The sequence below is a fragment of the Achromobacter sp. NPDC008082 genome, from assembly GCF_042957345.1.
In the GTDB taxonomy this organism is placed as follows: domain Bacteria; phylum Pseudomonadota; class Gammaproteobacteria; order Burkholderiales; family Burkholderiaceae_B; genus Achromobacter; species Achromobacter kerstersii_A.
This window is the reverse complement of the sequence record NZ_JBIBIB010000002.1, coordinates 615,957-629,266: the sequence shown is the minus strand read 5'-3', so window position 1 is coordinate 629,266 and position 13,310 is coordinate 615,957. Positions and strand designations below refer to the sequence as shown.

At 63.5% G+C, this 13,310-nt stretch carries 16 protein-coding genes; 4 read left to right on the top strand and 12 right to left on the bottom strand.

The genetic code is table 11. The annotated features are described in order from the left end of the window. Window positions 1-163 precede the first annotated feature (163 nt). From ACFZAI_RS09915 to rpoE, 4 genes are read right to left on the bottom strand one after another with little or no spacing between them, the layout of a single operon-like run. Window positions 164-1,639, bottom strand: a complete 1,476-nt coding sequence (locus ACFZAI_RS09915) for a DegQ family serine endoprotease (RefSeq protein WP_391566740.1) — start codon at window positions 1,637-1,639, stop codon at window positions 164-166. Window positions 1,640-1,680: 41 nt separating this feature from the next. Next, a complete protein-coding gene (locus ACFZAI_RS09910; RefSeq protein WP_391566739.1) occupies window positions 1,681-2,760 on the bottom strand; it encodes a MucB/RseB C-terminal domain-containing protein in 1,080 nt (359 codons plus the stop codon). Then, window positions 2,760-3,275, bottom strand: a complete 516-nt coding sequence (locus tag ACFZAI_RS09905; RefSeq protein WP_391566738.1) for a sigma-E factor negative regulatory protein — start codon at window positions 3,273-3,275, stop codon at window positions 2,760-2,762. Before ACFZAI_RS09905 ends, ACFZAI_RS09910 begins: the two co-directional genes overlap by 1 nt. 12 nt (window positions 3,276-3,287) lie before the next feature. Beyond that, a complete protein-coding gene (rpoE, locus tag ACFZAI_RS09900) occupies window positions 3,288-3,887 on the bottom strand; it encodes an RNA polymerase sigma factor RpoE (protein ID WP_006218045.1) in 600 nt (199 codons plus the stop codon). A 333-nt stretch (window positions 3,888-4,220) separates the two neighbouring features. Between rpoE and ACFZAI_RS09895 the strand changes: the two genes are divergently transcribed. Continuing rightward, complete coding sequence (locus ACFZAI_RS09895) at window positions 4,221-4,346, top strand: hypothetical protein (RefSeq protein WP_391566737.1); 126 nt, start codon at window positions 4,221-4,223, stop codon at window positions 4,344-4,346. Window positions 4,347-4,379: 33 nt separating this feature from the next. Here ACFZAI_RS09895 and fabF read toward each other — a convergent pair whose 3' ends face one another. From fabF to ACFZAI_RS09855, 8 genes are all read right to left on the bottom strand, one after another. Then, entirely contained in the window at window positions 4,380-5,609 is a 1,230-nt protein-coding gene (fabF, locus tag ACFZAI_RS09890) for a beta-ketoacyl-ACP synthase II (RefSeq protein WP_391566736.1), read from the bottom strand. Between the two features lie 185 nt (window positions 5,610-5,794). Then, a complete protein-coding gene (gene acpP / locus ACFZAI_RS09885; RefSeq protein ID WP_003813816.1) occupies window positions 5,795-6,034 on the bottom strand; it encodes an acyl carrier protein in 240 nt (79 codons plus the stop codon). A gap of 214 nt (window positions 6,035-6,248) precedes the next feature. Then, window positions 6,249-6,998, bottom strand: a complete 750-nt coding sequence (gene fabG, locus ACFZAI_RS09880; RefSeq protein ID WP_391566735.1) for a 3-oxoacyl-ACP reductase FabG — start codon at window positions 6,996-6,998, stop codon at window positions 6,249-6,251. 4 nt (window positions 6,999-7,002) lie between these two features. Next, window positions 7,003-7,938: an ACP S-malonyltransferase gene (gene fabD, locus ACFZAI_RS09875; protein ID WP_391566734.1), complete on the bottom strand. Its 936-nt coding sequence runs from the start codon at window positions 7,936-7,938 to the stop codon at window positions 7,003-7,005. A 93-nt stretch (window positions 7,939-8,031) separates the two neighbouring features. Further along, a complete protein-coding gene (locus ACFZAI_RS09870) occupies window positions 8,032-9,018 on the bottom strand; it encodes a beta-ketoacyl-ACP synthase III (protein WP_391566733.1) in 987 nt (328 codons plus the stop codon). After that, the gene (gene plsX / locus ACFZAI_RS09865) at window positions 9,018-10,085 is read right to left on the bottom strand and encodes a phosphate acyltransferase PlsX (RefSeq protein ID WP_391566732.1); all 1,068 of its coding nucleotides are present in this window, start codon (window positions 10,083-10,085) and stop codon (window positions 9,018-9,020) included. Before plsX ends, ACFZAI_RS09870 begins: the two co-directional genes overlap by 1 nt. Window positions 10,086-10,144: 59 nt before the next feature. Next, entirely contained in the window at window positions 10,145-10,327 is a 183-nt protein-coding gene (gene rpmF / locus ACFZAI_RS09860; protein ID WP_006218037.1) for a 50S ribosomal protein L32, read from the bottom strand. 52 nt (window positions 10,328-10,379) lie between these two features. Next, the gene (locus ACFZAI_RS09855; RefSeq protein ID WP_391567099.1) at window positions 10,380-10,976 is read right to left on the bottom strand and encodes a YceD family protein; all 597 of its coding nucleotides are present in this window, start codon (window positions 10,974-10,976) and stop codon (window positions 10,380-10,382) included. 217 nt (window positions 10,977-11,193) lie between these two features. Here ACFZAI_RS09855 and ACFZAI_RS09850 point away from each other — a divergent pair, with 217 nt between their 5' ends. From ACFZAI_RS09850 to ACFZAI_RS09840, 3 genes are read left to right on the top strand one after another with little or no spacing between them, the layout of a single operon-like run. Beyond that, complete coding sequence (locus tag ACFZAI_RS09850) at window positions 11,194-11,796, top strand: Maf-like protein (RefSeq protein WP_391566731.1); 603 nt, start codon at window positions 11,194-11,196, stop codon at window positions 11,794-11,796. Beyond that, entirely contained in the window at window positions 11,793-12,503 is a 711-nt protein-coding gene (locus ACFZAI_RS09845) for an SAM-dependent methyltransferase (protein ID WP_391566730.1), read from the top strand. Before ACFZAI_RS09850 ends, ACFZAI_RS09845 begins: the two co-directional genes overlap by 4 nt. A gap of 2 nt (window positions 12,504-12,505) precedes the next feature. Beyond that, entirely contained in the window at window positions 12,506-13,291 is a 786-nt protein-coding gene (locus tag ACFZAI_RS09840; protein WP_391566729.1) for an N-acetylmuramoyl-L-alanine amidase, read from the top strand. Window positions 13,292-13,310: the final 19 nt, after the last annotated feature.

Below are 13,310 nucleotides of genomic sequence, written 5' to 3'. Positions count from 1 at the left end.
GGCTGACGAGAGGGGCGCTGGCGGGCAAAGCCCGGGCAAAACGAGGGGGCGCCAAGCGCCCCCTCTTGCGGCAACCAGCCATTTTAGCTGGTCTTGGGCAATTTTTTTTGCCAAGGGGCCGGCCCCTGGCAAAAAGGCCCCCTCGGGGGGCCCTATCGCCCTGTTACTTCGAGGCGGGTACGGCGACCCACTGCGTCTGATCGCCTCGGCGGACCAGCAACCCCGCGGCGCGCGTCTTATCCAGCTTGCCCACGAGTTCGGCGAACTGTTTGGCGCCGGTGACGTCAGTGTCGTTCAGAGCCAACACAATGTCGCCTTCCTGCAAACCGGCCTTGCCTGCCGCGCCTTCGGCCACCTTGACCTGAACGCCGCCCTTGATACGCAGCTTCTTCTGCACATCGGCCGGCACGTCGATCACGCCCAGGCCCAAGGCATTGGTCACTTCAGGCGCCGGAGCGGGCTTCTTGCCTGCGGCGGCAGTCTTCTCGGTCGGGATTTCGCCGACCTTGACCGACAGCGTCATGCTCTTGCCCTTGCGCCACACTTCCATGTCGGCTTTCGTGCCCGGCTTGGTTTCGCCCACAATGCGCGGCAGGTCAGACCAGCGCTTGATCGGTTCATTGTTGAACTTAAGGATGACGTCGCCCGGCTGCACGCCCGCTTGCTCGGCGGGGCCGTCGGCTTCCACGCTGCTGACCAGCGCGCCTTCGGCCTTGGGCAGGCCAATGGCTTCGGCCACATCCTTGCCCACTTCACCGATCTGCACGCCCACACGGCCGCGCGTCACCTTGCCCGTGGCGCGCAGTTGGTCCACCACACGCATGGCTTCGTCGATCGGGATAGCCAGCGAAATGCCCATGAAGCCGCCGCTGCGCGAAATGATCTGGGAATTGATGCCCACGACTTCGCCATCCAGGTTGATCAGCGGGCCGCCGGAGTTACCGGGGTTGACCGCCACGTCCGTCTGAATGAACGGCAGGTATTCGCCGGTGTCGCGGCCGATGGCGCTGACGATGCCGGACGTTACCGTGGAATCCAGGCCAAACGGCGAACCGATGGCCAGCACCCATTGGCCCTTTTTCAGCTTCTTGGGGTCGCCAATGACCAGCGGGATCATGTCCTTGGCTTCAATCTTGATCAGCGCCACATCCGTGCGCTCGTCCGTGCCGATGACTTTGGCCTTGAATTCGCGGCCGTCGGTCAGCGTGACATAAATATCCGTGGCGTCGACCACCACGTGGTTGTTCGTCAGGATGTAGCCGTCTTCGGACACGAAGAAGCCCGAACCGACGCCGCGCGGCACGGTGCGCTCTTCCGGCTGCGACGGCTGCGGGCGCTGGCGCGGGGTGGGCGACTGGCCCGGGGGCTGCATGTCGGGGCCGAAGAACCAGCGGAACAATTCATACGGGTCGGTGCCGTTGCCGCCAGGACCTGGACCCCGCACGGGCACCGTGGCCGTCGTGCGGATGTTCACGACCGCCGGATCGGCCTTTTCAACAATGCCCGTGAAGTCGGGCAACGCCACGGTCGGCGTCTGCGCGACCGAAGCGGGCACGTAGGCGGTGGACAGGAAAACCCCAGCCGCCACAGCCGCCAGAAAGCGCCGGAAAAAAGCGTTCGACACCGTCATTGCTTTCATAAATTACTCCGAAATTGCTGCTTGCCGGCCGGGCTTTGGGGTCACTTGGACCCTGCTGCCCCAGCCGGTGGCGCTGCTGCCGCAGGTGCGGCGGGCACATATTCTGTCGCTTCCGCCAACTGTTCCAGCGTCGCCACGGGCACTTCGCCCACGGCCGTCAACCAGAAGTCTGCGATGCGCGTGCCATAGACCGTAATAGAGCCGCGTTGGGCGGCGCCGTGCGGCGGATGATGGCCGCGCTGGCTGTCGTAAGGCTCAATGAACACCGAGATTGCCGCCAACCCGTCGGACAAGACCATCTGGCTGACCGTTGCGCCGCGCCCCATCGAACGCGCCACCTGCATGATCACCTTGAAGCCCTTGGGCGCGGGAATGCGCCAGCCTTGCGCCATCAAGTCGACCGGCGTCATGGAGGGCTCAAGCACCTTCCAGTCGCGCGTGCTCCAGCGCGACGTCAACGATTGCGGATCAACTTCCGAACCCAGACGCAGCGACGTGAACGACACCTGTTCAACCACGCCACGCGCGGCGTTCAGCGTCTGCGCTTTCAGCAAGAGATTGGTTTCAACATCCGCACACAGGCGATAACCGTAACGCAGCTTATCCAGCGGCTCGATCGTGATCAAGCGGCATTCGCGGCCTGCCACACGATGTAGCGCGGGTTCGGTGCGGATCTTGTAGTGCTCGGAAAGATTGGCCGGATCACCCAGCAGCAAGCCGGGGAAGCGGTCGCCGCGGCGACGCTCGATCAGCACGGTCTTGCGCTCGGGGATCAGGCACTGAACGTCTTCGTTATGGCGCAGGTATTCGCGAGGCTGGCCGTCCAGAATCTCCAGGCGCTCACGCTCGCCGGTACCGTCCAACACGTGCACCAGGCGCGAGGATTGGATCATCTCGCCTTGCTGATACATGAACACGCCGGCGTAGTCCTGCTTGCGCGCGGCCTGTTGAATACGCGACAAGAGCTGGACGACGTCGTCCGTGGCCGGCGCGGGGTCAGCGGCGCGCGCAGGTTCGTGCGCGGCCAGAAAGGCGGTCAGCAAGGTGGCGGCGAACCAGCCAGCGCGGTGCGCGTGCCAGGAGGCGACGCGCGGCCAACGAGTTGGTAACACCACCGCCATCAACGCCCCGCTCCGACGTCGAACGAGACCTGACGCACCGCGCTGGGACCCGCCATCTGGCGATGGGCCTCCAGGTAGTCGCGCAGGCCGGAGTCATCGGCGGCGGAGGCAGAGGCGGGGGTGCCGCTGGCATCGGCCAGCACGCGCACTTCCGTGGCGGGCGTGCCCGTCAGGTAGGGCTGCGCAACCCAGGCGACCGTGGCAACGGCTGCCGCCACCGCCAGGCCGGACAGGCCGACGCGCAACGGCGAACGGCGCCGAGGCGCCGCCACGATAGGCAATTCGGCGTCGAGCGCTCGCGCCAGGCGCGACTGGAAAGCCGCGCTGGGCGTCAATGCCAGATCAGAATTGCGTAGGGAATCACCGATCAAATGATAGGTGTCCCAGGTCTGACGTCCTTCCTTGGACAACAGACTGGGAAATATATCGTCGGAATCTTCTCCGTCCATCCAGGCGGAAACCGATTCCTCCCAGGAGGATTCGGCGATTTCAACGGACTTGGCTGCGGTTTGCATGACTGCCACTCCTTACCAGCGACGCTCGGCATCGGTGCCAAGCAATGGACGCAATTTGGTCGCAATGGCTTCTCGCGCACGAAAAATGCGGGAGCGCACCGTACCGATCGGGCAATCCATGCTCTGGGCGATGTCTTCGTAACTCATACCTTCGATTTCACGCAGGACAATTGCGGTGCGCAACTCTTCGGGCAATTCCTCGATCGCCGCGTTCACCGTCTCGGCGATTTCGCGGCTGGCAACCATGGATTCCGGCGTGCTTATATCGGTTAGGTTGTCGGTTTCGTTAAAAGTTTCACCGTCTTCCGTTTCTATCGCATTGGGCGCGCTGGGACGCCGGCCTTGCGAGGCCAGCCAGTTGCGCGCCGTATTGATGGCGATACGGTACAGCCAGGTGTAGAAGGCGCTGTCACCCCGGAACTGGGGTAAGGCCCGATAGGCCTTGATGAACGCTTCCTGGGCCACGTCCTCGATTTCCGAGGGGTCGCGGATCATTCTGGCCAGCAGGCGGAGAATCTTGCGCTGGTACTTCAGCACCAGCAGATCGAAAGCCTTCTTGTCGCCCCGCTGAACGCGCGCGACCAATTCTGCGTCGACTTCGCGTTCGCTCATGGCGCCTCCTGCGGGCGTGCCGCCATAGGCGCGCGCCGCGCCGTGCCCGTCAGCAGGCACAGACGCCGCCAGGACTCAGGTCGCAACGTCCGCTGCCAGACGGTGAGGGTAATGGTGCTATTTTTAAAAGCCGTACTCCCGGTGGGCAAAGGCCGCAAAGTTAGCGTCAGCCAGCGCCGGCCGCGCTGCTGATGCCGCAGCTCGGCATCTTGCCAGCCGTGCGGCAAACATACCTGCCAGCGCCCCGCTCCGGTTGCCGTGCGTAATGCCGATACCGGGGACGGGCCACGTCGTGCCGAGTGTAACAGCCCGGCGGGCATAAGCAGCAGCGCGATGATCGCGCCTGCTGCCCATGCCATGCCGTACCAGGTCGCCACGGCCAGTACCGATGCTGCGGCCGCCGCGAGCGCCAGCGCGCAAAGCGTGCTGACGCGGCGCGGGCGCTCCACAGGCACCTGAAACGACCAGCGCCCTGCGTCGGAGCCTGCCAAATCAGACCCGGCGAACGGCCATGGAGCCGTTGGTGCCGCCGAAGCCGAACGAGTTGGACAGGCCGACCTCGATCTTCATCTGCCGCGCTTCATTCGCGCAGTAATCGAGATCGCATTCCGGATCTTGATTGAAGATGTTGATCGTGGGAGGCGAAACCTGGTTGTACACCGCCAACGTGGTGAACACGGCCTCGATGCCGCCGGCCGCGCCGAGCAAGTGCCCGGTCATGGACTTGGTCGAGTTGACCACCAGCTTCTTGGCGTGATCGCCGAACGCCAGCTTCAGCGCGTCGGTTTCGTTCTTGTCACCCAGCGGCGTGGACGTGCCGTGTGCGTTGACATACTGGATGTCGTCGGCATTCAGGCCACCGTTGCGCAGCGCGTTGATGACGCCGCGGCGCGGGCCGTCCTTGTCCGGAGCCGTGATGTGGTGCGCGTCGGAGCTCATGCCGTAACCGGCGAGCTCACCATAAATGCGCGCGCCACGCTTCTTGGCGTGTTCGTACTCTTCCAGCACCAGTACGCCTGCGCCTTCGCCCAGGACGAAACCGTCGCGGTCGCGATCCCAGGGACGCGAAGCCGTCTGAGGATCATCGTTGCGGGTCGACAAGGCGCGCATGGCTGCGAAACCGCCGATGCCCAGCGGCGACACGGTCGATTCAGCGCCGCCTGCCACCATGACGTCCGCATCACCGTACTCGATGAGGCGAGCAGCGTCGCCGATGCAGTGCAGGCCGGTCGTGCAAGCCGACACGACAGCGTAGCTGGGGCCCTTCATGCCGTAGGCAATGGACAAATGACCGGAGATCAGGTTGATCAGCGAACCCGGCACGAAGAACGGAGAGATCCGTCGCGGACCCTTGGCCATATATTCGACCTGGGTTTCTTCGATGCGCGGCAAACCGCCGATACCGGAACCCACGATCACGCCAATGCGCTCGGCATTGGCTTCAGTGACTTCCAGGCCGCTATCGCGCCATGCCTGCATCCCGGCGGCCAGGCCGTAATGGATGAAGGTATCCATCTGGCGGGCTTCTTTGGCCGAGATATAGGTGCTGATGTCGAAGTCTTTGACTTCGCCAGCAATATGCGTGGTGATGGCCGAGGGATCGAAACGGGTGATGCGGCTGATGCCAGAACGTCCGTTGACGATATTGTCCCAAGCGGTGGTCAGGTCGTTCCCTACGGGCGAAACGATACCAAGGCCAGTGATGACGACACGTCGCTTCACGGATGACTCCTCAAACAGACAAAAGAAAGGCGGCTTTCGGGATGCGCTGCTCGTGTGGCCCACGCGAAAGCGGGTCGGGCTTTACAACGCCCTTCCCGCACGCGGACCACACGGCAAATTCCTGAAACCGCCCCGTTTCCTGATTGGCCCCGAAAGTCGGGCAACCAGAAGGATATAGGCTGAGCTTACTGCTTACCGTGCGAATTGATGTAGTCAATCGCTTGTTGCACGGTCGTGATCTTTTCGGCCTCTTCGTCGGGGATCTCGGTCTCGAATTCGTCTTCGAGCGCCATGACCAGTTCGACCATGTCGAGCGAATCGGCACCGAGGTCGTCAAGGAAGGAGGATTCGTTCTTGATCTCGGCTTCGTTCACGCCAAGTTGTTCAGCGACGATCTTCTTGACGCGCTGTTCGATGCTTTCCATGCAGATCTCCAATTGGGAAAAATCCCGCGAATTATAGCCAAGCGTAGAGGAAAGCAACGCCTGGCCGTGACAAAAATAACACCGCGCACTGGATCTGTTGCCCCGGGGGGCTCAGAAATACCGGTATGCGGCGTTTCCGGTGAATTGCGCACAGCCTTGCCCGGAACCCGGTGAAGGCGCGGCAGCCTGGGCCGCCTTGCGCGCAATTCGTGATTTATTGCATGTACATCCCGCCGTTGACGTGCAGGGTGGTGCCGGTAATGTAACCCGCTTGAGGCCCGGACAAAAAGGCCACCGCATGGGCGATGTCTTCGGGCGAACCCAAACGGCCCAGCGGAATCTGTTGCAGCAAGGCGGTGGTCTGGCTCTCAGCCAGCGCACGCGTCATGTCGGTGTCGATGAAACCCGGCGCGACGCAGTTCACAGTGATGTTGCGGCTACCCAACTCACGGGCCAGCGCGCGCGACATTCCCGACACGCCCGCTTTCGCAGCGGCGTAGTTGGCCTGGCCGGCGTTGCCGCTCGAGCCCACCACGGAGGTCACGTTGATGATGCGTCCCCAGCGGGCCTTCATCATGCTGCGCAACACGGCGCGCGACAGGCGGAACACCGACGTCAGGTTGGTATCCAGCACGGCCGACCAGTCGTCGTCCTTCATGCGCATGGCGAGCGTGTCGCGGGTGATGCCGGCGTTGTTGACGAGGATGTGCGGACCGCCGCCTTCCTTGCCCAGCGCGTCGATCAGGGCGTCGCAAGCGTCGGCGTCGGTCACGTTCAGAACCACGCCGCGGCCGCCAAACGGCGCCAGCGCTTCGGTAATGGCGGCCGCGCCCGATTCGGACGTGGCGGTACCCACAACGGTTGCGCCGCGCGCGGCCAGTTCCTGGGCGATAGCGCGGCCAATGCCGCGCGTGGCGCCGGTCACCAGCGCGATCTTGCCTTGCAGTTCGATCGAGTTGTCCATGTCTTTAATTTCCGTTAACGACGGCCAACGCGGCTTCAAGCGAAGCGGGGTCGGTAATGGCCAGGCCGGTAAGTTCGGGGTCGATACGCTTGGTCAGGCCGGCCAGCACCTTGCCGGGACCGCATTCGATGACGTGCGTGACACCTTGCGCCTTCATGGCGCGCAGGGTTTCAACCCAGCGCACAGGATGCCACGCCTGACGAACCAGCGCATCGCGGATGGCGGCGGGGTCGGTGGGGGACGCCACGTCGACGTTATTGATGACTTGAATCTGGGGCGCCGACACGGTCACGCCGGCCAGCGCGCCCGCCAGCACATCGGCGGCGGGCTTGAGCAGGCTGGAGTGGAACGGGGCGGACACCGGCAACAGCAGCGCGCGCTTGGCGCCCGCGGCCTTGGCCAGTTCGCAAGCGCGTTCAACGGCCGCCTTATGGCCGGCGATCACGACTTGGGCGGGCGCATTGAAGTTCACGGCTTCGACCACTTCACCTTGGGCGGCAGCGGCGCACGCGGCGCGCACGGCATCGTCGTCCAGACCCAGAATGGCGGCCATGGCGCCCGTGCCGACCGGCACGGCGGCTTGCATGGCGTCAGCGCGCACGCGCACAAGGCGCACGGCGTCTTCCAGCGCCAACGCGCCAGCGGCCGTCAGCGCGGCGTATTCGCCCAGGCTGTGGCCGGCGACGACATCAGGCTTGCGGCCACCCGCTGCGGACCAGGCGGCGTAGAACGCAGCGCCTGCGGTCAGCATGGCGGGCTGGGTGTTCGTGGTCAGGTTGAGCTGTTCCGCCGGACCCTGGGCGATCAGCGCGCCCAGATCCTGCCCCAGCGCCTGCGAGGCACGGGCGACAGTATCGGTAACGGCGGAAACGTCCGACCAGGCATCCAGCATGCCGACAGCTTGCGAACCTTGGCCGGGAAAGACAAAAGCGATTTTCATGAGTGACCGGTTTGATTGATTCAGTGTCTGTGAGGAATGTCAGGCGCGCTCTGCAGGCGGCGGCGCATTGCGCCGCGCAGCCTGGGCGCGCCCTTACATGCGGGCGAGTACCGAGCCCCAGGTGAATCCGCCGCCCACGCCTTGCATCAGAATGAGCTGGCCAGGCTTGACGCGGCCATCGCGGCGCGCGGCGTCCAGTGCCAGCGGCACGCTGGCCGCAGAGGTGTTGGCGTGGCTATCAACGGTAATGACGACTTTTTCAACGGGCACGGCAAGCTTGCGCGCCAGGAAATTCAGGATGCGAACGTTGGCCTGATGCGGGATCAGCCAATCGACCTCGGCCAGCTCAACGCCGGCTTCGGCGCAGGTATCGCGCGCCGAGCGGTCCAGCACCGTCACCGCCTGCTTGAACACCGCCTGGCCGTCCATGCGCAGGAACGGATCGCCCGTCACGTCGCCATAGGCCACGTTGCCCGCGGCGCTCAGGATCTTCATCTGGCTGCCGTCGGCGTGCAGTTGCGCGGCCATGATGCCCGGCGTGTCGGAGGCTTTCAGCACCACCGCGCCCGCACCGTCACCGAACAGCACGCAGGTGCTGCGATCGTTCCAGTCCAGGATGCGCGAAAACACTTCCGCGCCGATCACCAGCGCACAACGGGCACGGCCCGCGCGGATGAAGCTGTCGGCGGTGGTCAGCGCGTAGACGAAACCGCTGCACACGGCTTGCACGTCGAACGCAGCGGAACCCTTGGCGCCCAGGTTGGCCTGCACCAGGCAAGCCGTGCTGGGGAACACGAAATCAGGGGTAGAAGTGGCGACGATGATCAGGTCGATGTCGGACGCCTCGACGCCCGCATCGGCCAGCGCGCGGCGCGAGGCTTCGGTGGCGAGCTGGCTGGTCGTGACGCCACGCTCGGCAAGGTGGCGCTGACGGATGCCCGTGCGCTCAACGATCCATTCATCGGACGTGGCGATATCGCGCGTCGCCAGTTCCGCTGCCAGTTCGTCATTCGAAACCACGCGTTCCGGCAGGAAGCTGCCGGTGCCCGCGATCACGGAATATTTCATTACGGTATCCATCAAGCGGTGTCCCCAGCCACGTTCTGTGAGAGCGTTGCAGCGCCCTCTTCTGATTGAACGCGCTTGGTAATCTGAGCGACCGTCTGAGCGGTGCGCTCCAGCAGTTTACTCACTACAGCTTCGCGAGCTCGTTGCAACGCAAAACCGTAGGCGTAGACATCCGCGGAACCGTGGCTCTTGATGACCACGCCGCGCAAACCCAACAACGCGGCGCCATTGTAGCGACGGTTGTCGACGCGATTGCGCAGACGGTTGAGCACCGGCTTGGCGATGGCGCCGGCCAGCAAGGTAAAGATGTTGCGTTTGAACTCTTCGCGAATGATGCTGGACAGCATCTTCGCCAGCCCTTCAACGGACTTGAGCACGACGTTGCCGACGAAACCGTCGCAAACGACGACGTCGACCGTGCCCTTGAAGATGTCATTGCCTTCCACGTTGCCGTAGAAATTCAAGGGGCTGCCGCGCAGAAGCTCTGCCGCTTCCTTGACGACTTCATTGCCCTTGATGACTTCTTCGCCGATGTTGAGCAAGCCCACAGTGGGGTTCTCACGATGGTCCACCGCCTGCGAGAGTGCGGCGCCCATGATGGCGAATTGCAGTAGGTGCTCGGCCGAACAGTCCACATTCGCACCCAGGTCCAGCACCGTGGTGGCGCGGCCCGTCTGGTTCGGAATGGACGTGGCGATCGCGGGGCGGTCTATGCCGTCCAGCGTTTTGAGCACGTAGCGTGAAATGGCCATCCACGCACCGGTATTGCCCGCGGAAACGCAGGCGTCGGCGCGCCCGTCCTTGACGGACTGGGCGGCCAGGCGCATGGAGGAGTCTTTTTTGCGGCGCAGGGCGACCTCAACCGGGTCGTCCATGGTGACGACTTCAGAAGCCGCCACGATTTCCATACGATCGCGCGCAACGTCGCGGTGCTCGGAGAGCGCCGCTTCGATAGCGTCGGGAAGCCCGACCAGCAACAGCCGGGTATCCGGAAATTGCCGGGCGAACTCGATCGCAGCCGGAATCGTGACGGGCAGACCGAAGTCTCCGCCCATACAGTCTATGGCGATGCGTATCACGGGTGCCAGGTATCAGCGCGTAGCCGAATTGGTCCGAGTACGAGTTCGGCCCGGGGGCCTTATTCGTCGGCCTTGGTCTTCAGGACCTTGCGGCCACGGTAAAAGCCGTTGGGGCTGATGTGGTGACGCAGGTGCGTTTCACCGGTGTTCGGCTCGATGGCGGTCGACGGAGCAACCAGAAAATCGTGCGAACGGTGCATACCGCGCTTGGAGGGGGACTTCTTGTTTTGTTGAACGGCCATGATGACTCCTAGAAACGGGGCGCATTGTACGCGATGCGGCCCGATGTTGATCTCAATCTTTGTGCTTCAGTTGTTCCAGCACCGCAAACGGCGACGGACGCTTGACAGCGGGCTCTTCAGGAGCTTCGCTGACTTTGGCCTGCGCGCCCGGGCATACTTCATGCTTGGGCACATACGGAACGCTCAGAATGAGCTCATCTTCGACCTGGGCCAGCAGATCAAAATGATGTGAACCCACCACCTTTTCAGGCTGGCTGGACACAAAACCATTTCCTTCTTCGTCTTCATCGTCCTCGCCGGAATAACCATCGGTGACATCACCGTTGGTGAAACCATCGTCGAGATCGGCTTCTGACTTAACCAGCTGCAAGAGGACTTCGCTATCGACCGGATACACGAACGGCGCATTGCACCGCTGGCACACCAGCACCGGGTTCGCTTGCACGTGAACGTGCAGCAACGGCCGGCCAAGCAACAGACCAGACTTGCCCATCTCACCCCGCACGGACCACGTCACAAGCCCGGCATCGCCTAGCGGTTGTTCGGGTAACCCTTCAACCGCGCGCGAAAACCGCACAAGAGGTATGGTTCCATGCGCTTCTTTGCCACTATGGGCAAATGCGAATGCATCGATGCGCTTAATGATCAGTCCTTTGCAGATGTTCTCTGCAAGATGCCCTCTGCAAGGCGTCCTCTGTCTTCACGGGTTGCGCCGCTTGCCCAAGATCGCCCAGATACCAGTCCAGACAGATCTGATACCCGAAAAAATGACCCGGTTGCCTGAGGCTTGCTCCGGCTGCTTTGGTGCAAAAATCCCGCAAAACGTTAGATAATACTGCGACTTACGCTTAACCGTCAAATACCGCATGCCTTCCAAGCCTAGCCTGATCCTCGCGTCCAGCTCGCGTTACCGCAAAGAATTGCTGTCGCGCCTGCGACTGCCCTTTACGACTATTTCACCCGATGTAGACGAAACGCCACACCCGGGAGAAACACCCGCGGCGCTGGCATTGCGCCTGTCGGTTGCGAAGGCCATGGCGGTTGCCGCCAAGCACCCGGGCAGCCTTGTGATCGGATCGGATCAGGTCGCCACCGTGGACGGCGCGCCGATCGGCAAACCGGGGGATTTCCTGCGCGCCCAGGCGCAATTGCGCGCCCTGTCGGGTCAAACCGTGGAGTTTCATAGCGCACTGGCGGTGACGGATGGCCAGCGCGTTGAAAAAGCAGACATCATCACACGCTGCCGCTTCCGCAACCTGTCGGATCACGCTATCGACGCCTATCTGCGGGCCGAAGAACCCTACGATACTGCAGGCAGCGCCAAGGCGGAAAGCCTGGGCATTGCGCTGATGGAGAGCATCCAGAGCGACGATCCGACCGCCATTATCGGCCTGCCGCTGATTGAACTCACGCGCATGCTGGCCTTGTTCGGCCTGGACCCGCTGGACGCACCGGGCGCGCCAGCATGAGCGGCGCCCTGCACTTGATACCCGTCAGCCTGGGTGATGCGCCGGCCGAACGCTGGCTGCCGGCTGAAGTTCGCGCATTGGCCGGACGGCTGGACACCTACATCGCCGAAAACGCCAAGACGGCCCGCGCCTTCCTGAAGCTGATCGGCACCACCCGGCCGTTGCAGGAAATCACCATCCACACACTGACCGACAAGGTCGACGCCGCCCAGATCAAGGCCTGGCTCACCCCCGTCAAGCAAGGCGCGGAAATTGGACTAGTTTCCGAAGCCGGCTGCCCGGCCGTGGCGGACCCCGGCGCCAAGGTCGTGGACGCTGCCCATCGGCTGGGCATCACCGTCAAGCCCTGGGTTGGCCCCTCGTCCATTTTGCTGGGCCTGATGGCCAGCGGCCTGGACGGCCAGCGCTTCGCCTTCCACGGCTATGCGCCGGTCGATCCGGGCGAGCGCGCCAAGCAGCTGAAAGCCTGGGAGCAGCACTCCTCCAAGCACAACCAGACTCAGCTGCTGATCGAAACGCCGTATCGCAACGCCGCCATGTTCGCCACGCTTTTGGCCAGCCTGAAGGGCGACACCAAGCTGTGCGTAGCGCGCTCGGTCACAACCGCCGATGAGTGGGTCGTGACACACACGGTGGCCGACTGGAAGAAGCTGCCCGCCCCGCAACTGGACAAGCTGCCCACGCTGTTCCTCTACCTGGCCCGCTGACCATGTTCCGCCTTATCACCACCCTGCTGGCCACAGCAGTGCTGGCCGGCTGCGCCACGCGCGGCCCGGCTGGACTGGACCTGGACACCTCAGTCACCGCCGTCAGCCAGGCCAGCCGCGTGCGCAGCGTCGTTGTGCACTACACCACGGTCGATGACGCGACCTCAATGAAACTGCTGTCGCGCGGCAAAGTCAGCGCGCACTATCTCATCAACGACGCCGGACGCGCTTATCGGCTGGTCGATGAAAGCCGCGCAGCATGGCATGCCGGCGCCAGTTCCTGGTACGGCAACATTGCCATGAACAGCACGTCCATCGGCATTGAAATCGTGAACCCCGGCTGGACGGAAGGCCCAGATGGCAAACCCATCTGGCACGCCTACAACGACCGCCAGGTGCGGGCGCTGACGATACTGCTGCGCGACATCATCCAACGCCACGGCATCGCCCCAGAAAACGTCGTGGGCCATAGCGACATCGCGCCGCAGCGCAAGGTTGACCCTGGCCCGCTGTTCCCTTGGAAAGCGCTGGCCGCGGCCGGCATCGGCCGCTGGTACGACGAAACGGGCGCCGCCGAGCACCTGACGCGCCTACAAACGCAAGGCGTGCCGGATGTGGCCTGGTTCCAGGCGCAATTGCAGCGCCTGGGCTACACCAGCCCGCAAGATGGCGTGCTGGACCGGGCCACCATCAACACGCTGGCGGCGTTCCAGATGCACTACCGCCCGGCGCGATACGATGGCCAGCCCGACGCGGAAACCGCCGCGATCATGCTGGCGATTCCGTAGGGACAGGCGGCGCAACCTG

Bases quoted from the DNA above. Each gene is read 5' to 3' on its own strand.
- ACFZAI_RS09910 (WP_391566739.1), bottom strand. From the start codon at position 2,760: ATGGCGGTGGTGTTACCAACTCGTTGGCCGCGCGTCGCCTCCTGGCAC.
- ACFZAI_RS09905 (WP_391566738.1), bottom strand. From the start codon at position 3,275: ATGCAAACCGCAGCCAAGTCCGTTGAAATCGCCGAATCCTCCTGGGAG.
- ACFZAI_RS09850 (WP_391566731.1), top strand. From the start codon at position 11,194: ATGCCTTCCAAGCCTAGCCTGATCCTCGCGTCCAGCTCGCGTTACCGC.
- rpmF (WP_006218037.1), bottom strand. From the start codon at position 10,327: ATGGCCGTTCAACAAAACAAGAAGTCCCCCTCCAAGCGCGGTATGCAC.
- ACFZAI_RS09870 (WP_391566733.1), bottom strand. From the start codon at position 9,018: ATGGATACCGTAATGAAATATTCCGTGATCGCGGGCACCGGCAGCTTC.
- ACFZAI_RS09845 (WP_391566730.1), top strand. From the start codon at position 11,793: ATGAGCGGCGCCCTGCACTTGATACCCGTCAGCCTGGGTGATGCGCCG.
- fabD (WP_391566734.1), bottom strand. From the start codon at position 7,938: ATGAAAATCGCTTTTGTCTTTCCCGGCCAAGGTTCGCAAGCTGTCGGC.
- rpoE (WP_006218045.1), bottom strand. From the start codon at position 3,887: ATGAGCGAACGCGAAGTCGACGCAGAATTGGTCGCGCGCGTTCAGCGG.
- ACFZAI_RS09895 (WP_391566737.1), top strand. From the start codon at position 4,221: ATGATCGCGCCTGCTGCCCATGCCATGCCGTACCAGGTCGCCACGGCC.
- acpP (WP_003813816.1), bottom strand. From the start codon at position 6,034: ATGGAAAGCATCGAACAGCGCGTCAAGAAGATCGTCGCTGAACAACTT.
- ACFZAI_RS09840 (WP_391566729.1), top strand. From the start codon at position 12,506: ATGTTCCGCCTTATCACCACCCTGCTGGCCACAGCAGTGCTGGCCGGC.
- fabG (WP_391566735.1), bottom strand. From the start codon at position 6,998: ATGGACAACTCGATCGAACTGCAAGGCAAGATCGCGCTGGTGACCGGC.
- ACFZAI_RS09915 (WP_391566740.1), bottom strand. From the start codon at position 1,639: ATGAAAGCAATGACGGTGTCGAACGCTTTTTTCCGGCGCTTTCTGGCG.